The organism is Roseateles sp. (assembly GCF_036404855.1).
Lineage (GTDB): Bacteria > Pseudomonadota > Gammaproteobacteria > Burkholderiales > Burkholderiaceae_C > Pelomonas.
Map to the genome: position 1 here is coordinate 1 of NZ_DASWYS010000102.1, position 26,954 is coordinate 26,954.

Below are 26,954 nucleotides of genomic sequence, written 5' to 3' on the forward strand. Positions count from 1 at the left end.
TCGGCGGCCCCGAGGCCGGTCGGCTGGAGCTGACCTCCCCGCTGGGCTCGCTGGTGGCCCGCGCGGACTGGCGGCCGGGCCGCGTCACGTTGCAGACGCCGAGCGACGAGCGACGCTTCGACGACCTGGACGCGCTGACCCGAGAGCTGCTGGGCGAGGCCGTACCCGTGGCCGCGTTGTTCGACTGGCTGAAGGCCCGCCCCTGGCCCGCGGCACCGCACCAGACGACGGCCAACGGCTTCGAGCAGTTGGGCTGGCGCATCGAGCCGCGGTTACCCGCCCTCGTCGCCACACGCCTGGCCGAGCCCATCGTCACGCTGCGCGCGAAGCTGGATGGAGGCGATGAAGGCACTCCATGATCTGGCCGCCCCGGCCAAGCTCAACCTGTTCCTGCACGTCGTCGGCAAGCGGCCGGACGGCTACCACCTGCTGCAGTCGCTCTTCGTGCTGGTCGACTGGGCGGACACGCTGCATGTCGAGCGCCGTGCCGACGGGGAATTGCGCCGCCACGATGTGCTTGGGGGCGATCTGCCGGCGGACGACCTCTGTCTGCGTGCCGCCCGCCTGCTGCAGGCAGAGACAGGCTGCGCGCTCGGCGCCGACATCCATCTCGAAAAGCGCCTCCCCGCCGGTGCCGGCATGGGTGGAGGCTCGTCAGATGCGGCGACGACACTGCTTGCCCTGAACCGCCTCTGGAACCTGCGCCTGCCGTTGTCACGGTTGTCGGCGCTGGGTCTCAAGCTCGGCGCCGACGTGCCGTTCTTTCTCGGCGGCGGGCCGGCGCTCGTCGAGGGGATCGGCGAGATCCTGCACCCGCTGACGCTGCCGGATCAGCGCTTCGCCGTCATCAAGGGACCGGCCGGCCTGGCCACCAAAGAGATCTTTTCGAGCGAACTCTTGGCAAGGTCCGAAAACTTGGCTATAGTCGCGGGCTTTCCCGCCCTGGCTGGAACTGCAGAAAACTTGGTGAGTGGATTCGGTCGAAACGACCTGCAACCCGCCGCCGAAGGAATCAGCAGTGACGTGCGAGACGCGTTGGCTCTGTTGTCAAAACATTTTGGCAACGCCCGGATGACGGGCTCCGGAGCCGCCGTGTTTGCCACGCTCTCCGGGGATGGAAAAGATGGCAAGGACGACCAGTCCCTGGCGACATTGCTTCAGGCTAGGCCTGAAGGGTGGACCGGTCGAATCTGCCGCAGTCTGGCTCAACACCCGCTTGCGGGCTGGGCCGACTGAGCAAGGTTATAGGGTGCAGCAGCTGTGCTGTGTCCTGTGTAGGGGAGTCGCCAAGTTGGTCAAGGCATCGGATTTTGATTCCGACATGCGAGGGTTCGAGTCCTTCCTCCCCTGCCAGATTTCTGCTTTTCGCTGAACCGGCTTGCTTCAGCGAGCCACTGACACCCAGAGGCTCCCAGTGCTGCTCAACACGGTTCTCTTCACCGGAAACGCGAACCCGGTTCTCTCACAGGAAATTGCCACCCATCTCGGCCTCGAGCTGGGCAAGGCCGTGGTCGGCCGTTTCTCCGACGGTGAGGTCACCGTCGAGATCCAGCAAAACGTCCGCGCCCGCGACGTCTTCGTCGTGCAACCCACCTGCGCGCCGACGAACGAGAACCTGATGGAGCTGCTGATCATGGTGGACGCGCTCAAGCGCGCCAGCGCGCGGCGCATCACCGCCGTGATCCCCTATTTCGGCTATGCCCGCCAGGACCGCCGCCCGCGCAGCACGCGCGTGCCGATCTCGGCCAAGGTTGTCGCCAATCTGCTGGAGACCGTGGGCGTCGAGCGCGTGCTGACCATGGACCTGCACGCCGACCAGATCCAGGGCTTCTTCGACATCCCGGTCGACAACATCTACGCGTCGCCCGTGTTGCTGTCGGACTTGAAGAGCCGCAACTACAAGGACCTCGTCGTCGTGTCACCGGACGTCGGCGGCGTCGTGCGCGCCCGCGCGCTGGCCAAGCAGCTGGGCTGCGACCTGGCCATCATCGACAAGCGCCGCCCGGCTGCCAACGTTTCCGAGGTGATGCACGTCATCGGCGAGATCGACGGTCGCAACTGCGTGATCATGGACGACATGATCGACACCGCCGGCACGCTGGTGAAGGCGGCCGAGGTGCTGAAGGCTCGAGGCGCCAAGAGCGTGTTCGCCTATTGCACCCACCCCATCCTGTCGGGCCCGGCCATCGAGCGCATCTCTGGCTCGGCACTGGACGAGGTCGTCATCACCAACACCATTCCCTTGACCGACGCGGCCAAGGCCTGCAAGAAGATCCGCCAACTGTCGGTGGCCTTCCTGTTCGCCGAGACCATCCGCCGCATTTCCGATGGCGAATCGGTCACGTCTCTCTTCTCGGAACAGAACAACAACTTCTGATCCGGGTTTCGTCGCCGTCGCAAGACGGCATTGCAATACGGCGCCTGGTCGCGGGTGCCGTTCTCTTTTTGGAGATAAACCATGAAGTTCGTCGCTTTTGAGCGCAAGCTGCAGGGGACCGGAGCGAGCCGCCGCCTGCGAGTCGCCGGCAAGGTGCCCGGTATCGTTTTTGGCGCCGGTGAGCCCACGATGATCGAACTCGATCACAACGCGCTCTTCCACGCCCTCAAGAAGGAAGCCTTCCACAGCTCGCTGCTGGACATGGAGCTGAACGGCGCCACGACGCAAGTGCTGCTGCGTGACTTCCAGATGCACCCCTACAAGCCGCAAGTCCTGCACTGCGACTTCCAGCGCGTGGACGGCACGACCAAGATCACGAAGAAGGTGCCGCTCCATTTCGTCGGCGAAGAGTCCTCGCCGGCCGTCAAGACGGACCACTGCACGGTCAATCACGTCGTCACCGAGCTGCTGATCACTTGCCTGGCCCAGCAACTGCCCGAGTTCATCGAGATCGACCTGTCGGGCCTGACCAAGGGTCACTCGCTGCATGTCAATGACATCAAGCTGCCCGCTGGCGTCAAGGTCGTCACCCACGGCAAGCCCAATCCCGTCATCGCGACGCCGGTTGAGCCCAAGGTCGAAGAAATCGTCGTGGCTGCCGCCCCGGCTGCCGACGACAAGAAGGGCAAGAAGGGCAAGAAGTAATTCTTCTCGCCGGCTTCTGCCAACGATCAAGGGCTCCAAAACGGAGCCCTTTTTCATTGCGGGGTCGCTACTGGCAGACGCCCACCCAGGTTCTTCAACAGCATGCCGGCAGCCTCCAACTGGCGGCTGCGCGACGACAGCAGGTTGCCCTCGGCTGACAGCGCCGACGTCTGCGCAGCGCTGACGTTCAGGAAGCTGACCGTGCCGGCGCGGTACTGGGCCAGCACCAGCTCCAGGTTGCGCTCGGCGGCCTCGAAGGCATCGCGCTGCAAGGCCAGCGACGCGCCGGATTCGGCGAACTGCACGAGGTTGTCCTCGACCTCCTGAAAGGCCGTGAGCACCACCTGGCGATAGTTGGCCGTAGCCACCTCGGCTGAAGCGCGGGCCTGGTCGCTGGCGAGGCGGCGCTGGCCGCCATCCAGCAAAGGCGCTGCCACGGCTGCGCCTAAGGACCACAGCAGATTGGGCGCCGAGATCAGGTTGGACCAGGACGTCCCGCGATAGCCAGCGCTGGCCGACAGGTTGACTGACGGGAAGAAGGCCGCGTCGGCAATGCCGATCTGCGCGTAGGCCGCCGTCTGGCGCGCACGCGCGGCGGCGATGTCGGGGCGCTGAGCGAGCAGCGTCGAAGGCACCAGTTCCGGCACCGGCGGCAGTTCGGGCAGCCGAGCGTTCGGGAGCACCTGGAACTGCCCCGGCAGCTTGCCGAGCTGCGTCGCTACAGCATGCTCCAGCTGAGCGCGCTGGGCGCGAACATCACTGAGCTGGGACTGCACGCTGCGCAGTTGGGTTCGAGCCTGGAGCACGTCGGTCTGCGCGACGACGCCGCCTGCGTAGCGGGCCTCCGTCAGCTCCAGCGCACGCTGGTTGGCAGCCATAGTGCGCTCAAGCAGCGCCAGTTGGGCCTCTGCGGCACGCAGTGAGAAGTAGCTCTGCGTCAGTGTCGCTTGAGCGGACAACCGCAACGCAGCCAGGTCGGCCTGGCTTGCCTGGTAGCTGGCGCCTGCCGCCTTCACGCCTTCGGCGAGGCGCCCCCAAAGGTCGACCTCCCAGGCCGCGTTGGCAGTCAGCGAGTTGCTGGTCGACACGGTTCGCTGACCGTTGTTGTTCTCGGCGGTCGCGGAACGCGTGCTGCCGCCGCCGAGGGACAGCGTCGGGAAGATGGCGGACTGGCTGGCCCTCAGCACCGCGCGCGCGGAAGCGACCTGAGCCAGGGCCGCGGCGAGGTTCTGATTGCCAACGACGAGCTCGGCCTGGAGACTGTCCAGCACAGGATCCTTGAACATCGTCCACCAAGCCTCGGGTATGGCCACTTCGGGTGCCACGCGCTGCCATTCGTTCGAGCCTTTGAAGCTCACGGGCGGCGATGCTTCAGCCGGTGGGTGCTGCGGCGTCACGGCACAGCCGGCAAGCAGCAGAGCCAGGGTCAGAGGAGCGAGGACGGTCTTCGGCATGGTTTCATGTCGCGTTCTGGACGGCGGCCGCTGGCGCCGGCGCGGCCTTGGGACGCCTGCGGCTCAGCCGGTCCATGCAGCAGAACACGACGGGCGTGGTGTAGAGGGTCAGCAACTGGCTCAGCAGCAGGCCACCAACGATGGAGATGCCCAACGGCACGCGCAGCTCGGCACCTTCGCCGTGCCCAAGTGCCAGCGGCACGGCGCCGAAAACGGCAGCCACCGTCGTCATCAGGATGGGACGCAACCGTAGCAGCGCCGCGCGGTAGATGGCAGCACCGGCCGTCATGCGTCGGCCTCGTTCGGCAGCCGCGCGCTGCGCCGAGATGGCGAAGTCCAGCATCATGATGGCGTTCTTCTTGACGATGCCGATCAGCAGGATGACGCCGATCAGCGCAATGATGGTGAAGTCAGTCTTGAAGGCCATCAGCGCCAACAGCGCGCCGACGCCGGCCGAGGGCAGCGTAGACAGGATGGTGATCGGGTGGATCAAGCTCTCGTAGAGCATGCCCAGTACGAGGTAGATGGTCACCACGGCCGCGAGGATGAGCAGCGGCTGAGACTTCAGAGACGACTGAAAGGCCTGGGCCGTGCCCTGGAAACTACCTCGCACCGACGTGGGTGCGCCGCTGCGGGCGACCGCGTCGCTGACCGCATCGACGGCGTCCGACAGCGAGACCCCTTCCGCCAGGTTGAAGCTGATGGTGCTGGCAGGCGTGCCACTCTGGTGGCTGACGGACAGCGGCGTGCTCGTCGTCTCGACGCGGGCGACGGCCGACAGCGGCACCTGCTGGCCACCGCCGCTGGTGAGCATCAACCGGTCCAGCGTCTGCGGGCTCTGCAACCAGACAGGCGCCAGCTCCATGACGACGCGGTACTGGTTCAGCGGGTTGTAGATGACACCCACCTGGCGCTGGCCAAAGGCATTGTTCAGCGTGCTGTCGAAGGCGCTCATCGTGATGCCCAGCCGCGCCAGCGCATCGCGATCAACGACGAGGGACGTCTGAGTACCCTTGTCCTGCTGGTCGGTGTTGACGTCGGTGATCTCGGGCACCTCGGTCAGCGCGCGGCGAATGCGTGGCTCCCAGGTGCGCAGGTCGGCTAAGTCGTCGGCCTGCAGTGTGTATTGCCAAGACGCATTCGACTGCCTGCCACCGATGCGGATGTCCTGCACGGGCGCGAGGAACAGATTGGCACCCGGCACCTTGGCCAACTTGCCGCGCAGGCGGTTGATGACGTCGTCCACGCTCTCCTTGCGCTCGTTGCGGGGCTTGAGGCTGATGAACATGTTGGCGCTGTTGCGCTGGCCACCGCCGGTGAAGCCGGTCACATTGGCCACGGCCGGGTCCGCGCGCACGATGTCGTGGAAGGTGCGCAGCTTGAGCTGCATGGACTGGAAAGAGCTGGCCTGATCCGCCTGCACGCCCCCCACCATGAGCCCGGTGTCCTGCTGCGGAAAAAAACCCTTGGGAATGGTCATGTACAGCGACACGTTCAGCGCCACGACGCCAGCCAAGGCCAGCAGCGCCAGCGGCTGATGGCGCAGCGTCCAGCGCAGCGATCGGCGATAGCCACGCATCAGCTTGGCCTGTACGCGGGCCATCGCACGCCCGATGCGTCCGGACGGGCGCGCGGCGGCCTGCGGCTTGAGCAGCGTCGCGGCCATCATGGGCGTCGTCGTGAGCGACACCACCATGGACACCAGGATGGCCACGGACAGCACGACAGCGAACTCGCGGAACAAGCGTCCCACGATGCCGCCCATCGCGAGGATGGGAATGAAGACGGCGATCAGGCTCAGCGAGATTGACACGACGGTGAAACCGATCTCCCTGGCGCCCCGTAGTGCCGCTTCGCGGGGAGAGACACCGCGCTCGATGTGGCGCGAGATGTTCTCCAGCACGACGATGGCGTCATCGACGACGAAGCCTGTCGCGACCGTCATCGCCATCAGCGACAGGTTGTCGATGCTGTAGCCCAGCAGGTACATGGCACCGAAGGTGCCTGCCAGAGACACCGGTACAGCCACGGCCGGCAACAGCGCCGCGCGAAAGCGTCGCAGGAAGATGAAGACGACGACGATGACCAGACCGAAGGCGATGACCAGCGTACGTTGCACCTCGACGATGCTGCCGCGAATGGTGGCCGTGCGGTCCATAACGACGTTGACGTCGATGGCCGGCGAGATGGATGCGCGCAACTGAGGCAGCAGGCCGCGCACGGTGTCGACCGTCTGGATGATGTTGGCGCTGGGCGCCTTGTTCAGGATCAGCAGCACGGCTTGGCGGCCGTTGGCCAGGCCGTCGTTACGCAGGTCCTGCACGCTGTCCTGCACATCGGCCACGTCCCGCAGGTGAACGGCGGCGCCGCTCTTGTAGCTCAGCACCAGTGGTGCGTATTCGGCCGCGCGCTTGGCCTGATCGTTGGCGGTGATCTGCCAGTAGCGATCTTCGGACTCCAACTGCCCTTTGGGCCGGTTGGCATTCGTCGCGACGATGGCAGCACGCACCTGGTCCAGCGAGATGCCCTGGGCGGCCAGCTTGTTCGGGTCCAGCTCAATGCGCACGGCCGGCAACGCACCGCCGCCCACGGTCACCTGGCCCACGCCGGCGACCTGCGACAGGCGCTGCGCGAGCACGGTGGACGCGGCGTCGTACATCTGGCCACGCGTCAGCGTATCCGACGTCAGCGAGATGATCATGATCGGCGCATCGGCCGGATTGACTTTGCGGTAGGTCGGGTTGCTCGGCATGCCGCTGGGCAGCAGAGCACGGGACGCGTTGATGCCCGCCTGCACCTCACGCGCGGCGGCATCGATGTTGCGGCCCATGTCGAACTGCAGCGTGATGCGGCTGCTACCCAGGGATGACGACGAAGTGATCTCGGTGACGCCGGCAATGCTGCCCAGCGTGCGCTCCAGCGGCGTGGCAACGGTCGCGGCCATGGTGTCCGGGCTGGCGCCGGGCAGCGAGGCGCTCACGGAGATGGTCGGGAACTCCACCTGGGGCAGCGGCGCGATAGGGAGCAAAAGGTAGGCAATGGCCCCGGCCAGCGCGATGCCGCAGGTGATCAGCGCCGTGCCGATGGGGCGTTCGATGAAGGTGCGCGACAGGTTCACGCCGCGGCCCCTTCGCCGTCCAGCGGCTTGCGGCCGCCCCTCAGACGGGCGGCCAGCGCCGAGAAGCCGAGGTAGATGACCGGTGTAGTGAACAACGTGAGCAGTTGGCTGACGATGAGGCCGCCCACCATTACAACGCCCAACGGATGGCGCAGCTCGCTACCCACGCCCGTCCCCAGCATCAGCGGCAGGGCACCGAGCAGCGCGGCCATCGTCGTCATCAGGATGGGCCGAAAGCGCAGCAGGCAGGCCTGGTAGATGGCGTCGCGGGGTTTCATGCCCATGTCGCGCTCTGCCTCCAGCGCGAAGTCGATCATCATGATCGCGTTCTTCTTGACGATGCCAATCAACAGCACGATGCCGATGATGGCGATGATGTCCAGGTCCAGCCGGAAAGCCAACAGCGCCAGCAGTGCGCCCAGGCCAGCCGAAGGCAGCGTGGACAGGATGGTCAGCGGATGGATGGTGCTCTCGTAGAGGACGCCCAGCACGATATACATCGTCACGATGGCAGCGAGGATGAGCAGCAGCGTACTGGTCAGCGAGGCCTGGAAGGCCAGGGCTGCGCCCTCGAAGCGAGTCTCCACGCTAAGGGGCAGCTGCAGCGCATCAACCTCGGCCTTGATGGCCTTCACCGCCTCGCCCAGCGACGCCCCTGGCGCGAGGTTGAAGGAGATCGTCGATGACGGGAACTGCGCCACGTGGTTGACGGCCAGCGGCGCTTGCTTCTCGGCGAATCGGGCGACAGAACTGAGCGGCACCTGCGTGCCGCCGGCGCCCGGCACGTAGAGCCGCCTCAGGCCGTCCAGGCCGGCACGGAAATCGGGTGCCACCTCCAGCACGACGCGGTACTGGTTGCTCTGCGTGAAGATGGTGGAGATCAGCCGCTGGCCGAAGGCGCTGTAAAGCGCACTGTCGATGGCGGCGACGCTTACGCCCAGCCGCCCGGCCGCGTCGCGGTCAATGTCCACGTAGGCCTGCAGGCCCAGCTCCTGCTGGTCGCTGGCCACGTCGATGATGGACTTCAGGCCGCGCAGGTGCTCCAACACCGCCGTGGTGGATCGGCTCAGCTCGGCCGAGTCCGGCGAAGACAGTGTGAACTGGTACTGCGTCTTGGCTATGCGGTCCTCGATGGTCAGGTCCTGCACAGGCTGCAGGTACAGGGCGATGCCTGGCTCGTCAGCCACCATGTCTGCGAGGCGGCGCGCCACTTCGGCCGCGCTCGCACTGCGACCCTCCTTGGGCTTGAGGGTGATCTGCAGCCGCCCCTGGTTCAGCGTCGTGTTGCCGCCGTCCACGCCGATAAAGGAGGACACGCTCTCCACCGCCGGGTCCTTCAGCACGCGTTCGGCCAGTCGCTGCTGGTGCTCGGCCATGGCCGAGAAGGACGTGGACTGGGCGGCCTCCGTGATGCCCTGCAGCTGACCGGTGTCCTGAACCGGAAAGAAGCCCTTGGGCACCAGCAGGTAGAGCACGCCCGTCAGCAGCAGCGTCGCGATGAAGACGACCAACGTCGCCGCCGAGCGATCCAGCACCCAGTTCAGCATGCGGCCGTAGGCGGCGATGGTGTCGTCAAAGGCCTCGCCGACGCGGCGCCACAGTCGGCCATGATCCTCCTCGTGCTCGTGCTTGAGCAGCCGCGCGCACATCATGGGCGTCAGCGTCAGCGACACGAAGGCCGAGATCAGGATGGACACCGCCAGGGTGATGGCGAACTCATGGAACAGCCGGCCCACCACGTCGCCCATGAACAGCAGCGGGATCAGCACCGCGATCAGCGATACCGTCAGCGAGATGATGGTGAAGCCGATCTGCCTGGACCCGGTCAGGGCGGCGTCGAAGGCACTGACCGATTCGCCCCCCTCTTCCATATGCCGCGCAATGTTCTCGATCATGACGATGGCGTCGTCAACAACGAAGCCCGTCGAGATCACCAGCGCCATCAGCGTCAGGTTGTTGATGGAGAAGCCCGCCATGTACATGACGACGAAAGTGCCCACCAGCGACACCGGAACCGCGACAGCCGGGATGATGGTGGCCGGCAGGCTGCGCAGGAACACGAAGATGACGCCGATGACAAGCGCGATGGCGAACAACAGCTCGTGCTGCACGTCGCGCACCGAGGCTCGGATGGTGGTCGTGCGGTCGCTCAGCACCCGCACGTCCAGCGAGGCTGGCAAGCTCGCCTGCAGCTGCGGCAGCACGGCATGCACACGGTCGACCGTGTCAATGACGTTGGCGCCAGGCTGGCGCTGCACGTTCAGGATGACGGCCGAGACGGAGGACTGCCCCGCCTGCCCCGCCCAGGCTGCCAGCCGCAGATTCTCGGCGTCGTCGACGAGGCGGGCCACGTCCTTGAGCCGCACCGGGTTGCCGTTCTTGTAGGCGATGACGAGGCTGGCGTACTCGGCGGCGCTGCGCAGTTGGTCATTGGCATCCAACGTGGACGCGCGTTGCGGGCCGTCGAAGCTGCCCTTGGATTGATTGACGTTGGCAGCCGAGATAGCCGTGCGCACGTCGTCAATCGACATGCCCAGCGAGGCCAGTGCGCCCGGGTCGGCCTGGATGCGCACAGCCGGCCGCCGGCCACCCGCGATGCCCACGAGGCCCACACCGGGCACCTGCGAGATCTTCTGCGCAAGCCGACTCTCGACCAGGTCGTGCACACGCGTGATCGGCAACGTGGCCGACGACACCGCGATGGTCAGAACCGGCGCATCCGCGGGGTTGACCTTGCTGTAGACCGGCGGCATGGGCAGGTCGCTGGGCAGCAAGTTGCTGCCGGCATTGATGGCCGCCTGCACCTCCTGCTCGGCCACGTCCAGTGACAGGCTGAGTTCGAAGCGCAGCGTGATCACCGATGCACCACCTGAGCTGGTCGACGACATCTGCGCAAGGCCTGGCATCTGGCCGAACTGGCGCTCCAGCGGCGCGGTGACGGACGATGTCATCACGTCGGGGCTGGCGCCTGGGTACAGCGTCGTGACCTGGATGGTGGGGTAGTCCACTTCAGGCAAGGCCGACACGGGCAGCAACCGGTAGGCCAACGCGCCGGCCAGCACGATGGCCAGCATCAGCAGCGAAGTCGCGACCGGCCGCGTGATGAACAGGCGCGACGGATTCATGTCCCCGGCCTCAGTTGGTGGGGGCTGACCCGGCAGCGGAAGCGCGGTGCTCCTGGAGCCAGGCGCGTCGGTCCTCCGGGCTCATGGCCTTGAGCTTGTCCACCATCTCGGGGGGCACACGCTCCATCCAGCGCGACCGGTCGCCGCCGGACACGGCGGTGCCACTGACCTCGCCGCTCGCAGCGGCACTTGCGGCGCCGCCATGGCCCCGACCACGCCCGCTGGCCGCCGACGCTCCGGCGGGCGGCGCCTTGATGACCTCGGCCTTGCCCCCATCGCGGAGCCGGTCAGCACCGTCGGTGACGACCTGATCGCCGGGCTTGAGCTCGCCCTGCACGGCCGTCGAATCGCCGTCCGTCGCCAGGATCTGCAGTTTGCGCAGCGACACCTGGCCGTCGGCGATGACGTAGACGAAGATGCCTGGCGCCCCGCGCTGCACGGCGGCGCTGGGTACGACAAGCACGTCCTTCAGCCGGTCCAGTTGCAGGCGCACGTTGACGAACTGGTTGGGGAAGAGGCTGTTGTCCTTGTTGGCGAACAGCGCCTTGACCTTGATCGTGCCGGTGCTCGCGTCAATGGCGTTGTCAGTGCTGGCAACGGCGCCCTGGGCCAGTAGCAGCTTGCGCTCTCGGTCCCAAGCCTGCACAGCCAGCGGCTGCTTGTCAGCCAGTTGCTGGCGGATGCGCGCCAAGCGCGCATCGGGCACGGCGAAGACGACTGCGGCCGGCTGCGTCTGAGCAATGCTGAGGATGCCGTTGGCGTCGCCGGGCGTTACGTTGTTGCCGAGGTCGGCCTGCTTCAAGCCGGCCTGTCCGGCAATGGGAGCCGTCACGCGGGTGTACGACAGTTGCAGCCTAGCGTTGTCCACGGCAGCCTGGTCGGACAACAGCGTCGCCTCGAGCTGACGCACCAGCGCCTGCTGGGTATCGAGCTGCTGACGCGGCGCCGCATCCTTGGCGACGAGGTCCTTGTAGCGGGCAAGGTCGGCGCGGGCGTTCTCCAGCTGCGCCTGGTCACGGGCCAGCGTCGCCAGCGCCTGATCGCGCGCGATTTCGTAGGGCTTGGGATCGATCAGCGCCAGCACCTGACCGGCCTTCACCGGCTGCCCTTCATGGAAATACAAGGCCCGGAGCTCGCCGCTTACCTTGGCACGCACGACTGCCGTGTTGGCCGATGCGATGCTGCCGATGGCATCGACGATGACGTTCATGTCACGCCGCTGCACCGTGGCGACAGAAACCGGCTGCGGTCCGCTGCGCCCGAATCGCCCGCCGAGCGTGCGGCCCGCGCTTGCGCCCGAGGCGGCGGAGGCCGCGCCGGCCGGACCTTCGGCGGCGGCGTCCCGCCCCTTCCACCACCAGCCGGCAAAGGCCATGCCGACTACGGCCACGACAATGAACACCCAGGTCCTGCTGCGCTTGGAATCCTTGTTCTGCATTCGGTCCACTCCTGATGGCAGCCAAGTGTCTCGGCCGAATGTAGCTGCTGCGTTGCTACGGCCCAAAGCTACGATCACGCTCATGATCAAACTGATGGTGGGCCTGGGCAACCCCGGCGCAGAGTACGAAGACACGCGCCACAACGCCGGGTTCTGGTGGATCGACGGGCTGGCGCGCGGCCTCAAGGTGAGCCTCACGCCGGACAAGGCGTACCACGGCCTCGTCGCTCGCGTGAACGGCGCGCCCGGGGCCAATGGCCCGGTCTGGCTGCTGCAGCCCATGACCTACATGAACCTGTCCGGCAAGTCGGTCGCGGCGTTGGCTCGCTTCTTCAAGATCGCCCCGGAGGAGATCCTCGCCATCCACGACGAACTTGATCTCGCCCCCGGCGAGATGAAGTTCAAGAAAGGTGGCGGCGACGGTGGCCATAACGGCCTGAAGGACATGCGGGCCCAACTGGGCAGCGGCGAGTTCTGGCGACTGAGGTTGGGCATCGGCCATCCGGGCCACAAGGCCGAAGTCGCCAACTACGTGCTGCGCAAGCCGCCGCTGGCCGACCGGCAGGCGGTGGAGGACTGCATCGAGAAGAGTTACGGCGCCGTCGAGCTGATGCTGAGTGGCCAGATGGACAAGGCGCTGGCCAAGATCCACGCCAAACCGCCGCGCCCCAAACCCCCCAAACCCACGCCCACGCCGCCGGAACAGACGCCGGCCCCGTGATCAAACCGCCACGCCTGGCACTGGCTGCAGCCCGGCGCCCAGCCCTGCCTGCCCTCGTCCAGACGCAATTCCGCAGCCCCACGAGCGCCACGTTGCCGGCACCTGGCGGACCTGCGCGTTCACCCAGGCGGTCGACGACCCGCAGGCGGCGCCCCTGAGGCCGCCCGAGAAGGCCCGGCCGTACAGGCCGTACAGGCCGCACGGGACCGCCAGCGGCAGCCGATAGAATCCACGCTGTTGGTGCTCGCGGCCGCCTCCACGGCGGTTGCAGTTCAACGGGAATCAGGAGGGGAACCGCCACGCGGCCAACCTAACCTGAGCTGTCCCCGCAACGGTAAGTGGACGAGGCCCTGCAGCCTCAGCGTTCGATCCACGACCACTGGCCTCACGGCTGGGAAGGTCTCGAATGCCGCGCCACCAGCCCGGATACCGGCCAACGACGGGGTTGCCGCGCCAACAGGCCGGCCGCCATTTTTCAGCGGCGCTGCGGGGGTCAGCGCTGCTGAGTGTTCGTGCCCGCTTCATTCCATGTCCCACTCCCTTCCCGCGGCCCGTCGGTCGCTGCTCGCCCTGTCTGCGCTGGCCCTGGCGATGTCCGCTCATGCCCAGAACAAGCTCGACACCGTCGTCACCACCGCGTCGCGCACGCCGCAAAAGCTGTCCGAGGTTCTGGCCGATCTGACCGTCATCACTCGCGCCGACATCGAGCGCCAAGCCGCGGCCAGCGTGGCCGATCTGCTGCGCAACAACGGTTGCGCCGAGATGGTCCGCAACGGCGGCCCTGCCTCGTCGACCTCGCTGTACCTGCGCGGCGCGGAGACGCGCCACACGTTGGTCCTCGTCGATGGCGTGCGCATGGACTCACAGGCCTCCAGCGGCGCCAGTTGGCAAGGCATCCCCATCGCCCAGGTCGAGCGCGTCGAAGTGCTCAAGGGCCCGGCCAGCGCCATCTACGGCTCCGACGCGGTGGGCGGCGTCGTGCAAATCTTCACGCGCAAGGGCGGCGGCAAGATCAGCGCCGACTTCGGCGTCGCGCTGGGCACCCAGGCCACGCACAAGGCCGACGCTGGGCTGTTCGGCAGCCAGGGCATCCTGGATTTCGCCTTCACGTTGGCAGGCGAGGAGAGCGACGGCTTCAATGCCACGGTCGACTATCCAGGCTCATTCAGCTACGTGCCCGACCGTGACGGTTGGCGCAAGTACCAGGCCACCGCACGCGTCGGCGCCCAACTGGCCGAAGGCCACCGCGCCGAGCTTGTGGTCATCAAGAACCACGCCAATGGCCAATACGACGCCTCCAAGTCCCGGCCCTTGGTGGACGACCGTACGCTCCAGGACACCGATGCCACCCGCCTGGCGTGGACGGCGCAATGGGCTCCCGCCCTGCAGACGCAGTTGAGCTACGGGGAGTCTCGTGACCGCTACGAGACCACGCCCTCACCCTACCTGACCGTCACCCATGTCAAAAACCTGGCGCTGACCGGCTCCTACCAGCTCGGCAAGGGCCAGCAGATCAACTTCCAGGGCGAACGGATCGAGGATGAGCTGCAGAACAGCGGCCTCGTCACCTCGGGCGTCGGCAAGCGTCACCGCAACGCACTGGGGGCAGGCTACCTGCTCAACGCCGGCGCCTTCAGCCTGCAGGCCCATGCTCGCCACGACAACGACAGCCAGTTCGGCGGCGTCGACACTGGCACGCTGCTGGTCGGCTACGAGATCTCGACCGGCCTGCGCGTCGTGGGCTCGGTGGGCAATGCTTTCCGCGCACCCACGCTGTATCAGCAGGGTACCGTCTACGGCCCCGACCTCAGCAAGCCCGGCGTCAACCCGCTGGAGGCCGAGCGCGGCCGCAACGTGGAGCTGGGCCTGAAGTACGGCTTCGGCGACACCGAGCTGACCGCCACGGCCTACCGCAACCGCATCAGCAACCTCATCATCTTCGGCGCAGCCGGCACCTGCCAGAGCGCCTTCGGCTGCTATCAGAACGTGTCACAGGCCCGCCTGCAGGGCGTGAGCCTGGCAGGCAACACCAGGCTCGGCATCGTGACGTTGCGCGCCACGGTAGACCTGCAAAAGCCCACGGACGCCAGCACCGGCCTGCTGCTGGCACGCCGCGCCAAGCGCCTGGCCACGCTCGGTGCCGACACCGAGCTGGGAGACTGGGTGCTGGGCGCCGGCGTGCAAGCCTCCGGTGCGCGTTTCGACAACGCCGCCAACACGCGCAAGCTGGGCGGCTACGCCCTCCTGAACTTCAACGCCCAGTACAAGCTCAGCCGCGACCTGCGGTTGCAGTTCAACCTGGACAACGCCTTCGACCGCGACAGCACAACGGCCTACGGCTACGCGTCGGCACCGCGCGCGGTGCTGGTGAGCCTGCGCTGGAGCCCAACGCTTTGAAGTCCCGCGGCAGATTTCGCGTCGCTCGCCGCGAGCGAGTTCGGCCGCCCCTCCTAGGGGCCGCGGAAGCATGCGGCGTCGAGACACAGGCACATCACCCCGGTGGGGCGGCTTGGGAGCGGCCCGGCGCTCGACCCGCCGGCTCGGCGCGACCAGCGGGCACCTGACGTGGGCACACACCAACTCATCGTCGGCGGCCAACGCAGCGGCAAGTCCAGGCAAGCCGAAAGACTGGCGCTGCGCTGGCAGGCCGCTGGCGGCCGCGTGGCGGTCGTCGCCACCGCGTTGGCGGCCGACGACGAGATGCGTGCCCGCATCGCCCACCACCGCGCCGCGCGGCCGGCAGGCTTCGAGACCATCGAGGCTCCGCTGCGCCTGAGCGCGGCCCTGCAACAGGTCGACGATGCCGGCACGCTAGTCATCGTCGACTGCCTGACGCTGTGGCTTACCAACTGGCTGATGCCCATGAGCGGCGCGTGCGACGAAGCCGGCTGGCAGGCCGAGCGCGACGAGCTGATGTCGCGGCTGCCGCGGCTCGTGTCGTCGGTGGTGTTCGTGTCCAACGAGGTCGGCTGGGGCGTGTCGCCGCTGGGCCGCAAGGTGCGTGACTTCGTGGACGAACTGGGCCACCTCAATCAGGATGTGGCCCGGCGCTGTGGCCAGCTGACACTGATGGTTGCGGGTCAGGCCTGGACGCGGCCCGTCGAGGAAACTACAAATGCTTGAACGTTTGTTCGTCGCGCTGCTGCTGATCAGCGCCCTGCCCGTCCGGGCCATCGAAATCAAGGACGACCTCGGCCACACGACGGTGCTCGCTGCGCCACCTCAGCGCATCGTCAGCCTGCTGCCGTCCCTGACCGAGACCGTCTGCGAGCTAGGCGCATGCGCACGACTGGTAGGCGTGGACCGCTATTCCAACTACCCGGTGCAAGTGAACGCGCTGCCCAAGCTCGGTGGCCTGGACGACACCAACGTCGAGATGATCGCGGCGCTGAAACCCGACGTCGTACTGGTGGCCGTGTCCTCGCGCGTCGCAGAGCGGCTGCGGGCCCTGGGGCTCAAGGTCATCGTGCTGGAGCCGCGTTCCTATCGGGACGTGCAGCGCGTGCTGGGTACCGTCGGCCGCGTACTGGACGTGCCGGATGCGCAGCGCGTCTGGCGTCATATCGAAGCCGGCGTCGCCGCGGCAGCCGGCAGCGTGCCTGCCCGGGCACGCGGCATCCGCGTCTACTACGAGGTCGCACCGGGCCTGTATGCGGCCGGCACCGTCTCCTTCATGGGCGAGACCCTGACGCAGCTGGGCGTGGGCAACATCATCCCGCCCGAGCTGGGACCCTTCCCCAAGATCAACCCCGAGTACGTCGTCAAGGCCAATCCCGCGCTCATCATGATCGGTTCGCGCGGCTCGGAGGGCCTGACCCAGCGGCCGGGCTGGCAGCAGATCGACGCGATCAAGCGCGGCCGCATTTGCGTCTTCAAGCCCGACGAGGGTGACATCATGGCTCGCCCTGGTCCCCGCATGGCCGAGGCCGCGCAGATCATGGCGCGCTGCCTAAGGGAGAAGGCCTAGTGAATCTGCGCCCCGGCGTCCTGCTGGCGCTGCTCCTCGCCGTCGGCGCCCTCGGCGTGGTGGCCGGCGTGGCCACCGGCAGTACCGGCTGGGCCAGCCTGGGCGACGAGGGCATGTCGCTGATCTTGTGGGAGATCCGCCTGCCGCGCTCGCTGGGCGCCTGGTGGGCCGGCGCACTGCTGGGCATGGCGGGTGCCATCTCCCAGGGCCTCTTCCGCAATCCGCTGGCCGACCCCTATCTGCTGGGCAGCGCCTCGGGCGCCCAGCTCGCCGTCGCCATCGCGCTGGCGCTGACCGGCATGTCCGCGCAGCACGCGTCGCTCCTCGCCAACATCGGCCTCACCGGCATCGCCTTTGTCGGCACGCTGGCCGGCGTGGGCCTGACGCTGGTGCTGGCCCGCGGCGTGGAGCAGACGCTGCGGTTGCTGCTGGCCGGCGTCGTCGTCGGCGTCGTGCTGAACGCGCTGACCAATCTCGCCACGCTGTGGGCGCCGGACATCCTGCGTGCGATGCAGGCCTTCCTGCTCGGCAACACCGGGCTGCTGGGCTGGAACAGCGTCGGCGTGATGGCGGCCTGCGGCGTGGTCGCCCTGGTCGTTGGCCTCGTGGCCAGCCCGGCGCTGGACGCGCTGACATTGGGCGAATCCACCGCTGCGTCGCTCGGTGTGCGCCTGCCCCTGGTGCGGCTGCTGCTCATCTTCGCGTTCGCGCTGGCCACTGGCGCGGCGGTCGCGCAGACCGGCATCGTCGCCTTCGTGGGCTTGGTGTCGCCCCACCTCGTGCGCTCGCTGTGTCCCATGCTGCACGGTTGGCTCATCCTGCTGTCGGCCGCGGCCGGCGGCGCGCTGTTGCTGGCGGCCGATGTCATCGCTCGCGCCGTCATCCGGCCCCAAGAGCTTCCGGTAGGCCTGGTCACCGCGCTGGTCGGCGGCATCTATCTGCTCGTGCTGATGCACCGGCGTGGAGCACCCCGGAAATGAGCATGGCGCTGCAGGCCCGCATCGAGCGCGTCCACATCGGCGGCCGCGACCTCATCAGCGACATCGTGCTGGACGTCCCCGCCGGCCGCTGGACAGCCATCGTCGGCCCCAACGGCGCCGGCAAGTCCACGCTGCTGCGCGCAATCGCCGGCCTGCAGCGCTGCGAGGGCCGGGTAACGCTGGCGAACCGACCGCTGCCCGACTGGCCCGCCCGCGCCCGCGCCCGCCAGCTCGCCTGGATGGGTCAGCAGGAAACCGGCGCGGACGACCTGACGGCGCTGGACGTGGTGCTTCTGGGCCGCCTGCCGCACCGCCCCTGGCTCGCGCCCCCCACCGCTGCCGACCACGCTGCGGCGAAGCAGGCCATGGACGCGACGCAGAGCTGGGCCTGGCGCGAGCGTCGCCTGGGCAGCCTGTCGGGTGGGGAACGCCAGCGCGTGCTGCTGGCTCGCGCACTCGCCGTGCAGGCGCCACTGACGCTGATGGACGAGCCGCTGGCCCACCTGGACCCGCCTCACCAGGCCGAATGGATGGCGCTGGTGCGCGAACGCATCGCCGCCGGCCACAGCGTCGTCAGCGTGCTGCACGAACTGCACCTGGCGCTGCAGGCTGATCACCTCGTGCTGATGGCCGATGGCCACATCCAGCACACCGGCTCGCCAGCCGACCCCACCACGCACGAGGCGCTCAAGCGCGTCTTCGGCCCGAGCTTGCGTATCGCCCAGATCGAGGGCCGCTGGGTCGCCTTGCCTCTTTAGACCGACATGCAGATCGAACAGCCTCCCCTCGACCATCAGCGCCTGTCGCAACCCGCCGAGCGCCGCGGCCTCGTGCTGGTGCACACCGGCGACGGCAAGGGCAAGAGCACGGCCGCCTTCGGCCTCGCGCTGCGCGCCCACGGCCGCGGCAAGCCGGTGTTGATCTACCAGTTCATGAAGGTGCCCAGCGCCCGCTTCGGCGAGCACCGCGTGTTCGAACAGCTGGGCGTACCCATCATCGGCCTGGGCGACGGCTTCTCGTGGAAGAGCAAGGACCTGGAGCATTCCGCCGAGCTGGCCCGCGAGGGCTGGGCGCGCGCGGAGAGCAGCATCCGCGGCGGCGAGCATTTCCTTGTCGTGCTGGACGAGATCATGTACCCGCTGCGCTATGGCTGGCTGTCGCTGGATGCCGTACTGACCTGCCTTCACGAGCGCCCGCCGCATGTGCACGTGGTGCTGACGGGCCGCGGCGCGCCGGCTGAGCTGACAGCACTGGCCGACACAGTCACCGAGATGGCGCTCGTGAAGCACCACTACAAGGCCGGCGTGCCAGCCCAAAGGGGCATCGAGGATTGATGAGCTCCGCACGGCGCCGCCTCAAGCAAGCTCGCGCTCTCCCGATGGGCACGACCGCCGGCCGCGGGGTGCACTCGTGAGCCTGCTGCTTCCCCTGGCGCTCTTGGCCGCCCTGGCCATCGACAGGCTGCTGGGCGAGCCCCCCACCTGGGCCCACCCCGTCGTTGGCATGGGCCGCTTCCTCGACCTGTTCAGGCTGACGAGGCTCCGTCCGGTCGCAGGGTTTGCGGCCGGCGCGCTGGCTTGGCTGATGGGCGCAACGCTGGTGGGCGCCCTCGCGGCGGGACTGGAGACGCTGGTCATCCAGGCATTGCACCCATGGCGCGGTGGCCTGGCCCTGCTTGCGACTGCCCTGGTGCTGGGCGTGCTGCTGAAGCCGCTCCTGGCCTGGCGCATGCTGGCGGAAGAGGCCTCGGCGGTAGAAACGGCGCTGGCCGAATCTCTGGAGGCCGGGCGCGCGCGGCTGTCGCGCCTCGTCAGCCGTGACACCTCGGCGCTGAACGCCACCGAAGTTCGCGAAGCCGCCATCGAGACACTTGCCGAGAACCTGAACGACTCGGTCGTCGCGCCGCTGTTTTGGTTCGCCATCGCCGGCCTGCCGGGCGCCGCCGTGTATCGCTTCGCGAACACGGCGGACGCGATGTGGGGCTACCGCGACACCCGCGAGTGGTCCGGCAAATGGGCCGCGCGCGCAGACGACGCGCTGTCCTGGCTGCCGGCGCGCCTGACGGCCTGGATGCTGTTGCCGCCGTCGCTCGGCCGGCTGCGGCGCGAGGCCCGCCGCACACCATCGCCCAATGGCGGGTGGCCCATGGCTGCGATGGCACTGCGGCTGGGCCTGCGGCTCACCAAGCCCGGCGTCTACGTGCTGCACGCGGCCGGCCGGCCCGTGCGGGCAGGCGATCTGCGGGCCGCGCGCGACGCGGCACGGCAGGCCGTCGCCGCTGGCGCTGCGCTGATGGCCGCGCTAGCCTGGGGCCTCAGGAGCGGACTGTGATGCCTACCTCGATGCCTGAACACGGCGGCCCCGACGGCGGGCTCGACGCAACGCATGATTTCTCCACCAACGCCAGCCCGCTGGGCCCGCCGCCCGCGCTGCTGAATGCCGTCCAACAGGCCGACCGCCATGCCTACCCCGACCCGGCCTACGGTGCGCTGCGCCGCCGGCTCGGCGAGGCCCATGGCTTGGATGCAGAACTCGTGCTGCCCACAGCCGGCGGCGCCGAAGGCATACGTCGCCTGACGCTGGCCGCGCTGCGCACGGGACGTTGCGAGGTCTGGGTGCCGCAGCCGGGCTTCGGCGACTACGCCGCTGCCGCGCTAGCGCTGGGCATGGCCGTGCGACCCTATGTCGGCATCGAGTACATCCGACCTGCGGCTCCGGCACTGGTGTGGATCTGCGAGCCCTGCAATCCCACCGGCGCCAGCCTGGCCGCCTGGCCCGTGCTGGGCGGCGAACACCTGCTGGCCGTGGACTGCGCCTACGAGCCGCTACGCCTGCACGGCGGGTCGCCGATTGCGCCGCCGAACGCCTGGCAGCTGCTTTGCCCCAACAAGGCGCTGGGACTGACCGGTGTGCGCGCGGGCTATCTGCTCGCGCCGGCACAGGACGCGGCATGGGCCAGCGCACTGGCGCTGGCACCGAGCTGGGTGCTGTCGGCCGAGGGCGTGGCGATGCTGACCCATTGGCGTGACGCGGCGACCGCCGACTGGCTTGCCGACGCCCGAGCACAACTGCGCGAATGGAGCGCCGCCCAGCGCCGCATGCTGGAAGCGTTGGACTGGGCGCAGCAACAACCCAGCTGTACCCCGTTCTGGTTGGCCCGCCCGCCGCGGCCTGACATCGCGCTGCGGCTGCGCGAGCGCGGCATCCGAGTGCGCGACGCGGCCTCCTTCGGCCTGCCCGGCTGGGTACGCGTCTCCGCCCAGCCGAGGCGCAGCCAGGACGCACTCCAGCAGGCGCTGCTGGAAATCGAAAGCGAGGATTCGTGAGCCAAGGCAAAGCGGTGATGGTGCTGGGCACGACCAGCGGTGCGGGCAAGAGTTGGCTGGTCACGGCGCTGTGCCGCTGGTATGCCCGTCAGGGGCTGAAGGTGGCGCCTTACAAGGCACAGAACATGAGCAACAACGCGCGCGTCGTGCCAGGCCTGAACGGCAGCATGGGCGAAATCGGCTCGGCCCAGTACTTCCAGGCCCTCGCCGCAGGTCGCGTGCCCGAGGTGCGCATGAACCCGGTCCTGCTAAAGCCCGAGGCCGACACGCAGAGCCAGGTGGTCGTGCTGGGCGAAGTGGATGCGGCGCTGTCGCGCCTGCCCTGGCACGAGCGCAGCGCGCTGCTGGGACCGCGGGCGGAGGGCGCATTGCATGAGCTGATGGCCGAAAACGACGTGGTCGTCATCGAGGGCGCGGGCTCGCCCGCAGAGATCAACCTCGCGGCCAACGACTATGTGAACCTGGGTACTGCGCGCGCGGCCCGTGCAGCCTGCCTGCTCGTCACTGACATCGACCGCGGCGGCGCCTTCGCCCATCTCTATGGCACGCACCAGCTGATGCCCGCGGACGTGCGCGCCCAGCTGCGCGGCTTCGTGCTGAACCGCTTCCGCGGCGACGCGGCGCTGCTCACGCCCGGCCCTGAGCAGTTGCAAGCGCTGACCGGCGTGCCGACGGTAGCGACACTGCCGATGTGGCGGGGCCATGGGTTGCCCGAAGAGGACGGCGTCTTCGACGATTCGACCACCGGTGCTGGACTGCGCATCGCCGTCGTCGCCTACCCGCGCCTGTCCAATCTCGACGAGTTTCAACCGCTGCGCCAACTGCCCGGCGTGTGCCTGTCGTGGGCGCGCACACCGCAGGACCTGGCGGGCGCGGACTGGATCATCCTGCCGGGCTCCAAGTCCACCGCGGCCGACCTCGCCTGGTTGCGAGAACAGCGGCTGGACGCCGCCATCAACACCCACCCCGGTCCCATTCTTGGCATCTGCGGCGGCCTTCAGATGCTGGGCGAGGCACTGATCGACACCGAGGGCGTGGACGGCAATGCGCCGGGCCTGGGACTGCTGCCGCTGGTGACGGTGTTCGCGCGGGAGAAGCGGCTGCTGGACACCACCGTCCGCTTCGACAGGCTGGACGAACCTTGGGCCCCGCTTTCCGAGGTCAGTGCCCGCGGCTACGAGATCCGCCACGGCCGCACCCGCGCCCATCCCGCCTTCGAACCGCCGCGCGTCGCGCTGCGCAATGCAGGCGGCGAGGCCATAGGCTGGCAGGCGGGGCGGGTGCTGGGCGTCTACGCCCACGGCCTCTTTGAACAGCCGGCAGTGCTGCAGGCCCTGTTCAGCCAACGCGGGAAGCCGCTGGAAGCGGTCTTCGACGGTTTGGCCGACTTCATCAATCTCCATTTCGAACCCGGCGTGCTGGCCGGACTGCTGTCATGACCGATCTCATCCCCCTCATCACGCCGCTCGACCAGCCCGGGTTGGCAGAAGCGCTGCATCGGCGCATTGACAACAAAACCAAGCCGCTGGGCGCACTGGGCCAGCTCGAGACGCTGATGTTGCGCCTGGGGCTGATCCTCGGCAGCGAGACGCCGCGCCTTATGGCGCCACATCTGCTGGTTTTCGCCGGCGACCACGGGCTGACGGCCCAGGGTGTGTCCGCCTACCCCAGCGAGGTCAGTTGGCAGATGGTCGAGAACTTCCTCGCAGGCGGCGCTGCCGTCAGCGTGCTGGCGCGCCAGCACGGCCTCGCACTGCAGGTCATCGACGCGGGCGTGGCCCACGATTTCGCGCCGCGCGCCGGTCTGGTTTCTCGCAAGATCGCCTCCGGCACAGCGGACAGCTCGCTTGGCCCAGCGATGACGCGCGCCCAGTGCGAGGCGGCCCTGCTCGCAGGCCGCGAGGTGGTGCGCGGCTTGCCCGGCAACGTCATCCTGCTTGGCGAGATGGGCATAGGCAACAGCTCCGCTGCGGCGCTGCTGCTGGCACGGCTGACCGGTGCACCGCTCTCCGACTGCGTGGGCCGCGGCACCGGCCTGGACGATGCTGGACTCGCGCACAAGACGGCGGTGCTGGAGCGCGTGCTGGCCCGACACGCGCACGAACATGCGCCGCTGGACGTGCTGGCTGCGATGGGCGGTTTCGAGATCGCGATGATGACCGGCGCGGTGCTGGAGGCCGCCGCGCAGCGACGCGTTGTCGTCGTGGACGGCTTCATCACGGGCAGCGCGGTGCTGCTGGCGTCGCGGCTGGCGCCGGCCGTGCTGCAGTGCTGTGTGTTCTCGCACTGCTCGGCCGAACCTGGGCATCGCCGCATGCTGGCCGCGCTGGGGGCCAGGCCGCTGCTGGACCTGGGACTGCGACTGGGTGAGGGGTCGGGCGCGGCGCTGGCCTGGCCGCTGCTCCAATCAGCCTGCGACCTGCTGCGCGACATGGCCAGCTTCGAGGCGGCGGGGGTGAGTGCGAAGAGCTGAAGTCAGGTGCCAAGGCCAATCGCAGCCAAGGAGGAGCTGCTTGCCAGTGTTTTGTTGGCATAGTCGTGCACGCCTAGCGCAAACGTTGGCTCCATGTTTCTGATTCCGCTCCTGGTGTTTCCGTTCATCTTCGCCGCGGCGGCATACCGTCTCTACACCGTGCCGCGCCAGTACATCGCAGGCAACCTTCGCCTCGCGAGGCCAGGTCTCACGCTGCGCACAAGCCTCACTGCTGGCGCGTACTTGGGGCTGCTGGCCTACCTGGTTGCGTTGCCCGTGTTGGCCGTGAAGGCTCTAGCCCTCGGGCCACTCAATCTGGAAACCTGGCTGGGTATTGGCCCCGCACTCGCCGTGTTCCCGGTCGCCTACATTGCTGCCGAGTGGACCTTCTACTACGGCTTCCAGCGCCCATCAGGGCACGCCCGGCACTCCCACACCGGCTGAAGCGGCGGGGGCAGTTGGACGTACGCCGTCGCAGGTCAAAGTACGTGAGGAGGCCTCGCCTATCGTTCGACTGGACTCGCTCTGGCATTCCGTCATAGCGACCTCATCGGATACTGCCTGACGCAGGGCCCGCGCGCCCCATTTGCTCCGCATCAAGCCACATCACCCTCTCATGCATGCACTCGAACTGAGAATTCCTCCATTGGTTCTGGTGCTCGCCTTCTCGAGTGGGATGGTGGCGGTCGCGCACACCGTGCCGGCTGCGGTAGCGGTCCCGTGGCGGATTGCTCTGGCCGCCACGCTGGTTCTGGTTGGCGCCGCGGTGGCCCTGGCTGGCGTCGTTGCCTTCCGCAACCACAGCACAACGGTCAACCCATTGACACCGGAGCAGTCTTCTTCGCTCGTCTCGACGGGCATTTACCGAATCAGCCGGAACCCCATGTATCTGGGTTTTCTGCTTGCGCTCGCCGGGCTTGCTGCCTTCCTCGCCAACTGGGCTGCCGCGCTGCTGATCCCCGTGTTCGTCGCGTACATGAACCGGTTTCAGATCCAGCCTGAGGAGCGCGCGCTCACGCAGCGATTTGGCCAGGAGTTCGCGACGTACGCCGCCACCGTCAGGCGTTGGCTGTAGGAGCGCATCCACCATCGCAGCAACGACCTGAGTCGCGCGGGCTGACCGAGGGGGTCACATGCCGCTGAGCGTGGCCAGGGTGCCGCTGAACCTCATCCCTCGCCGACACTCCCCCGGATGCAGCCACTGCGCCTCTTCTTCACAGCCCTCCAGTTTCTGACCCGCCTGCCCATTCCGCGCTGGGTGGGCTTCGAGCCGGACTGGCTGGCCCGCTGCGCGCCGTACTTCGTGCTGGTCGGCGCGCTGGTGGGCGCGCTGGCCGGCGCCGTGCTGTGGGTCGCTGCGCAGCTGTGGCCACCAGCCATCGCCGTGCTGCTGGCGATGGCGGCCGGCGTCTACATCACTGGCGGCTTCCACGAGGATGGCCTGGCCGATACCTGCGACGGCCTGGGTGGCGCCGTCGGCCGCGAGAAGGCGCTGTTGATCATGAAGGACTCGCGCCTGGGCAGCTACGGCGCGCTGGGCCTCGTGCTGGTGCTGGGGCTCAAGGCCGCGGCGCTGTGGACGCTGGCCCAGGCCAGCCCCTGGGTCGCCGCGCTGGTGCTGGCCTGGGCACAGGGCGTCAGCCGCGCGCTGCCAGTCGCGCTGATGGCCGCCCTGCCCTATGCCGGCGACCTCGAGCATGCCAAGGCCAAGCCTTTGGCCAGTGGCAGCGGCGCGGGCGAGCTGGCGCTGACCGCTGTGTTCGCGCTGGCGCTTTGCGCCGCGGTCGCCGCGCTACGCCCCCCGCTCCTGCCAGCGATGGTGGCAGGCCTCACGGCCAGCGCGGCTGTGGGCCTGTGGATGGCACGCTGGTTGCGGCGGCGCCTGGGGGGCTACACCGGCGACACGCTGGGCGCCACGCAGCAGTTCGGTGAGGTCGCACTGCTGCTGGGGCTGCTCGCGTGGCGTTGACCATCTGGCGGCATCCCCGGCCCGAGGGCGTGGCCGGCCTGTGCATAGGCGCCGGAAGCGACCCGCCGGTGCACTGGCGCCGCGCCAAGCGGCTGGCACGCCGCATCCAGGCCCACGCACGCCGGCATCGGCTGGCGCACGAGGTCATCACGTCGCCGCGCTCGCGTTGCGCGGACGTGGGAGCCTGGCTGGCGCGCTGGGGCTGGCGCCATCGTACGGACGCAATGCTGCTGGAACTGGACTTCGGCGCCTGGGACGGCCGGCGTTGGGACGACATCGGCGCCGCCGCACTGGCCGCCTGGACGGACGACTTCCTGCAGCACCGCCCTGGAGGCGGGGAGAGCCTGGCCGCGCTGCTGGCGCGCGCCGTGCAGCCGCTGGACACGGCGCTGGCCGTGGGCCACGGTGGCTGGATGCTTGCGCGGCGCTGGCAGCTCGAATCGCCCGGCGAGGCGCCGAAGGCGGTCACCTGGCCTGCGCCCCCCCGCTACGGGCAGCGCTGGCGACTGTAAGACGAACGCGGCAATATGAAGGGCCGTACTACCAACTGCCCCCAGATGCGCCGACTGCTCACCTCCGCCCTGCTCGCCGGCTGCGCGCTGAATGCCCACGCATGGGGCCCCGACGGTCACGCCACGGTGGCCACCATCGCAGCCGGGCTGCTCAAGGGCACAGCCGCCGAGACCCGCGTCGCCGCACTGCTGAACGGCCTCACGCTGGCGCAGGCCGCCGTCTGGGCCGATTGTGCGAAGGGCATCTCGCCCAGTCATGGCTACACCTATCCCGCGCCCGGCAAGTATCCAGAATGCGCTCCGCTGGAAACGCCGACGGGCATCGCCGAGATGGCCGACTACGTGAGGCGCAACGACCGCCAATGCCAGATTGGCCCGGACGAGGACGCCTGCCATCGCCAAACGCACTATGCCGATATTGCGCTGCAACGCAGCCGCTACCTGCCCGGCTTCGTCGGCACGCGCAGCGACGACGTCGTGGGCGCGCTGCGCACCGCAATCCTGGTGCTGCAGGGCAGGCCCGCGGCCGGCCCACCGAGCCTCAAGGACCGGCGCGAGGCCCTGCTGGTGCTCGTGCACCTTGTGGGCGACCTGCACCAGCCCCTGCACGTCGGCGCGGTCTATCTCGACGCACGAGGCCAGCGCGTGGACCCGGACAAGACCGGGCTCGACGAGAACAGCTTCACCGTGGGCGGCAACAGCATCTGGGTAGTAGGCGCGCCCAAGCCGCCGAGCCCTGCCAGCGCGGCGGACGGCGCACCGGTGACGGCGGGCTTCGGGCCGCTGAAG

The 26,954-nt window shown here is 68.4% G+C and carries 24 protein-coding genes, 1 tRNA gene and 1 riboswitch; of the genes, 21 read left to right on the forward strand and 4 right to left on the reverse strand.

Features of this window, described 5'->3' with window-relative positions:
* The 5 genes from VGF12_RS06460 to VGF12_RS06480 form a co-directional block, all read left to right on the forward strand.
* A partial coding sequence (locus VGF12_RS06460) for a lipoprotein insertase outer membrane protein LolB (RefSeq protein WP_331175216.1) occupies positions 1-359 on the forward strand: 359 nt, incomplete at its 5' end.
* Positions 343-1,236 carry a 4-(cytidine 5'-diphospho)-2-C-methyl-D-erythritol kinase gene (gene ispE / locus VGF12_RS06465; RefSeq protein ID WP_331175217.1) on the forward strand — a complete coding sequence of 298 codons (894 nt, stop codon included), beginning with the start codon at positions 343-345 and terminating at the stop codon, positions 1,234-1,236. The genes VGF12_RS06460 and ispE, both read left to right, overlap by 17 nt.
* 40 nt (positions 1,237-1,276) lie before the next feature.
* A tRNA-Gln gene (locus VGF12_RS06470) sits at positions 1,277-1,353 on the forward strand.
* A gap of 61 nt (positions 1,354-1,414) precedes the next feature.
* On the forward strand, positions 1,415-2,377 hold the full coding sequence (locus tag VGF12_RS06475) for a ribose-phosphate pyrophosphokinase (protein WP_331175218.1): 963 nt from the start codon (positions 1,415-1,417) through the stop codon (positions 2,375-2,377).
* An 81-nt stretch (positions 2,378-2,458) separates the two neighbouring features.
* A complete protein-coding gene (locus VGF12_RS06480) occupies positions 2,459-3,082 on the forward strand; it encodes a 50S ribosomal protein L25/general stress protein Ctc (protein ID WP_331175219.1) in 624 nt (207 codons plus the stop codon).
* A 53-nt stretch (positions 3,083-3,135) separates the two neighbouring features.
* Here the strand turns inward: VGF12_RS06480 and VGF12_RS06485 are convergent, their stop codons facing one another.
* The 4 genes from VGF12_RS06485 to VGF12_RS06500 are packed head-to-tail and all read right to left on the reverse strand — an operon-like array spanning position 3,136 to position 12,217.
* A complete protein-coding gene (locus VGF12_RS06485) occupies positions 3,136-4,536 on the reverse strand; it encodes an efflux transporter outer membrane subunit (protein WP_331175220.1) in 1,401 nt (466 codons plus the stop codon).
* 4 nt (positions 4,537-4,540) lie between these two features.
* Positions 4,541-7,654, reverse strand: coding sequence for a multidrug efflux RND transporter permease subunit (locus VGF12_RS06490; protein WP_331175221.1), 3,114 nt, complete (start codon positions 7,652-7,654; stop codon positions 4,541-4,543).
* Complete coding sequence (locus tag VGF12_RS06495; protein ID WP_331175222.1) at positions 7,651-10,779, reverse strand: MdtB/MuxB family multidrug efflux RND transporter permease subunit; 3,129 nt, start codon at positions 10,777-10,779, stop codon at positions 7,651-7,653. The genes VGF12_RS06490 and VGF12_RS06495 overlap by 4 nt, the downstream gene beginning before the upstream one ends.
* 10 nt (positions 10,780-10,789) lie before the next feature.
* Entirely contained in the window at positions 10,790-12,217 is a 1,428-nt protein-coding gene (locus VGF12_RS06500) for an MdtA/MuxA family multidrug efflux RND transporter periplasmic adaptor subunit (RefSeq protein ID WP_331175223.1), read from the reverse strand.
* Positions 12,218-12,299: 82 nt separating this feature from the next.
* Between VGF12_RS06500 and pth the strand changes: the two genes are divergently transcribed.
* The 16 genes from pth to VGF12_RS06580 all read left to right on the forward strand — a co-directional run.
* Positions 12,300-12,938: an aminoacyl-tRNA hydrolase gene (gene pth, locus VGF12_RS06505; protein ID WP_331175224.1), complete on the forward strand. Its 639-nt coding sequence runs from the start codon at positions 12,300-12,302 to the stop codon at positions 12,936-12,938.
* A 221-nt stretch (positions 12,939-13,159) separates the two neighbouring features.
* Positions 13,160-13,390: riboswitch (cobalamin riboswitch) on the forward strand.
* Positions 13,391-13,466: 76 nt separating this feature from the next.
* Entirely contained in the window at positions 13,467-15,335 is a 1,869-nt protein-coding gene (locus VGF12_RS06510) for a TonB-dependent receptor domain-containing protein (RefSeq protein ID WP_331175225.1), read from the forward strand.
* A gap of 168 nt (positions 15,336-15,503) precedes the next feature.
* Positions 15,504-16,061, forward strand: a complete 558-nt coding sequence (cobU, locus tag VGF12_RS06515; RefSeq protein ID WP_331175226.1) for a bifunctional adenosylcobinamide kinase/adenosylcobinamide-phosphate guanylyltransferase — start codon at positions 15,504-15,506, stop codon at positions 16,059-16,061.
* Positions 16,054-16,905, forward strand: coding sequence for a helical backbone metal receptor (locus VGF12_RS06520; RefSeq protein WP_331175227.1), 852 nt, complete (start codon positions 16,054-16,056; stop codon positions 16,903-16,905). Before cobU ends, VGF12_RS06520 begins: the two co-directional genes overlap by 8 nt.
* On the forward strand, positions 16,905-17,885 hold the full coding sequence (locus VGF12_RS06525; RefSeq protein WP_331175228.1) for an iron ABC transporter permease: 981 nt from the start codon (positions 16,905-16,907) through the stop codon (positions 17,883-17,885). The genes VGF12_RS06520 and VGF12_RS06525 overlap by 1 nt, the downstream gene beginning before the upstream one ends.
* On the forward strand, positions 17,882-18,643 hold the full coding sequence (locus VGF12_RS06530) for an ABC transporter ATP-binding protein (protein ID WP_331175229.1): 762 nt from the start codon (positions 17,882-17,884) through the stop codon (positions 18,641-18,643). Before VGF12_RS06525 ends, VGF12_RS06530 begins: the two co-directional genes overlap by 4 nt.
* Before the next feature lie 6 nt (positions 18,644-18,649).
* Complete coding sequence (cobO, locus tag VGF12_RS06535; RefSeq protein ID WP_331175230.1) at positions 18,650-19,219, forward strand: cob(I)yrinic acid a,c-diamide adenosyltransferase; 570 nt, start codon at positions 18,650-18,652, stop codon at positions 19,217-19,219.
* A 76-nt stretch (positions 19,220-19,295) separates the two neighbouring features.
* Complete coding sequence (cbiB, locus tag VGF12_RS06540; protein ID WP_331175231.1) at positions 19,296-20,216, forward strand: adenosylcobinamide-phosphate synthase CbiB; 921 nt, start codon at positions 19,296-19,298, stop codon at positions 20,214-20,216.
* Entirely contained in the window at positions 20,216-21,211 is a 996-nt protein-coding gene (locus VGF12_RS06545) for an aminotransferase class I/II-fold pyridoxal phosphate-dependent enzyme (RefSeq protein WP_331175232.1), read from the forward strand. Before cbiB ends, VGF12_RS06545 begins: the two co-directional genes overlap by 1 nt.
* A 17-nt stretch (positions 21,212-21,228) precedes the next feature.
* Positions 21,229-22,650: a cobyric acid synthase gene (locus VGF12_RS06550; RefSeq protein WP_331175239.1), complete on the forward strand. Its 1,422-nt coding sequence runs from the start codon at positions 21,229-21,231 to the stop codon at positions 22,648-22,650.
* Positions 22,647-23,684 (forward strand): nicotinate-nucleotide--dimethylbenzimidazole phosphoribosyltransferase, encoded by a 1,038-nt coding sequence (cobT, locus tag VGF12_RS06555; RefSeq protein WP_331175233.1) that lies wholly within the window; start codon positions 22,647-22,649, stop codon positions 23,682-23,684. Before VGF12_RS06550 ends, cobT begins: the two co-directional genes overlap by 4 nt.
* 93 nt (positions 23,685-23,777) lie before the next feature.
* Positions 23,778-24,128: a hypothetical protein gene (locus VGF12_RS06560; protein WP_331175234.1), complete on the forward strand. Its 351-nt coding sequence runs from the start codon at positions 23,778-23,780 to the stop codon at positions 24,126-24,128.
* Between the two features lie 172 nt (positions 24,129-24,300).
* The gene (locus VGF12_RS06565; protein WP_331175235.1) at positions 24,301-24,759 is read left to right on the forward strand and encodes an isoprenylcysteine carboxylmethyltransferase family protein; all 459 of its coding nucleotides are present in this window, start codon (positions 24,301-24,303) and stop codon (positions 24,757-24,759) included.
* 117 nt (positions 24,760-24,876) lie between these two features.
* A complete protein-coding gene (cobS, locus tag VGF12_RS06570; protein ID WP_331175236.1) occupies positions 24,877-25,653 on the forward strand; it encodes an adenosylcobinamide-GDP ribazoletransferase in 777 nt (258 codons plus the stop codon).
* Positions 25,644-26,165 (forward strand): histidine phosphatase family protein, encoded by a 522-nt coding sequence (locus VGF12_RS06575; protein WP_331175237.1) that lies wholly within the window; start codon positions 25,644-25,646, stop codon positions 26,163-26,165. The genes cobS and VGF12_RS06575 overlap by 10 nt, the downstream gene beginning before the upstream one ends.
* A gap of 45 nt (positions 26,166-26,210) precedes the next feature.
* A partial coding sequence (locus VGF12_RS06580) for a S1/P1 nuclease (RefSeq protein ID WP_331175238.1) occupies positions 26,211-26,954 on the forward strand: 744 nt, incomplete at its 3' end.

What these genes read in the sequence shown, in the direction of transcription:
- ispE (WP_331175217.1), top strand. Translation starts at nt 343, where the DNA reads ATGAAGGCACTCCATGATCTGGCCGCCCCGGCCAAGCTCAACCTGTTC.
- VGF12_RS06480 (WP_331175219.1), top strand. Translation starts at nt 2,459, where the DNA reads ATGAAGTTCGTCGCTTTTGAGCGCAAGCTGCAGGGGACCGGAGCGAGC.
- VGF12_RS06485 (WP_331175220.1), bottom strand. Translation starts at nt 4,536, where the DNA reads ATGCCGAAGACCGTCCTCGCTCCTCTGACCCTGGCTCTGCTGCTTGCC.
- VGF12_RS06495 (WP_331175222.1), bottom strand. Translation starts at nt 10,779, where the DNA reads ATGAATCCGTCGCGCCTGTTCATCACGCGGCCGGTCGCGACTTCGCTG.
- VGF12_RS06500 (WP_331175223.1), bottom strand. Translation starts at nt 12,217, where the DNA reads ATGCAGAACAAGGATTCCAAGCGCAGCAGGACCTGGGTGTTCATTGTC.
- pth (WP_331175224.1), top strand. Translation starts at nt 12,300, where the DNA reads ATGATCAAACTGATGGTGGGCCTGGGCAACCCCGGCGCAGAGTACGAA.
- VGF12_RS06510 (WP_331175225.1), top strand. Translation starts at nt 13,467, where the DNA reads ATGTCCCACTCCCTTCCCGCGGCCCGTCGGTCGCTGCTCGCCCTGTCT.
- VGF12_RS06520 (WP_331175227.1), top strand. Translation starts at nt 16,054, where the DNA reads ATGCTTGAACGTTTGTTCGTCGCGCTGCTGCTGATCAGCGCCCTGCCC.
- VGF12_RS06530 (WP_331175229.1), top strand. Translation starts at nt 17,882, where the DNA reads ATGAGCATGGCGCTGCAGGCCCGCATCGAGCGCGTCCACATCGGCGGC.
- cobO (WP_331175230.1), top strand. Translation starts at nt 18,650, where the DNA reads ATGCAGATCGAACAGCCTCCCCTCGACCATCAGCGCCTGTCGCAACCC.
- VGF12_RS06545 (WP_331175232.1), top strand. Translation starts at nt 20,216, where the DNA reads ATGCCTACCTCGATGCCTGAACACGGCGGCCCCGACGGCGGGCTCGAC.
- VGF12_RS06550 (WP_331175239.1), top strand. Translation starts at nt 21,229, where the DNA reads ATGGTGCTGGGCACGACCAGCGGTGCGGGCAAGAGTTGGCTGGTCACG.
- cobT (WP_331175233.1), top strand. Translation starts at nt 22,647, where the DNA reads ATGACCGATCTCATCCCCCTCATCACGCCGCTCGACCAGCCCGGGTTG.
- VGF12_RS06560 (WP_331175234.1), top strand. Translation starts at nt 23,778, where the DNA reads ATGTTTCTGATTCCGCTCCTGGTGTTTCCGTTCATCTTCGCCGCGGCG.
- VGF12_RS06565 (WP_331175235.1), top strand. Translation starts at nt 24,301, where the DNA reads ATGCATGCACTCGAACTGAGAATTCCTCCATTGGTTCTGGTGCTCGCC.
- cobS (WP_331175236.1), top strand. Translation starts at nt 24,877, where the DNA reads ATGCAGCCACTGCGCCTCTTCTTCACAGCCCTCCAGTTTCTGACCCGC.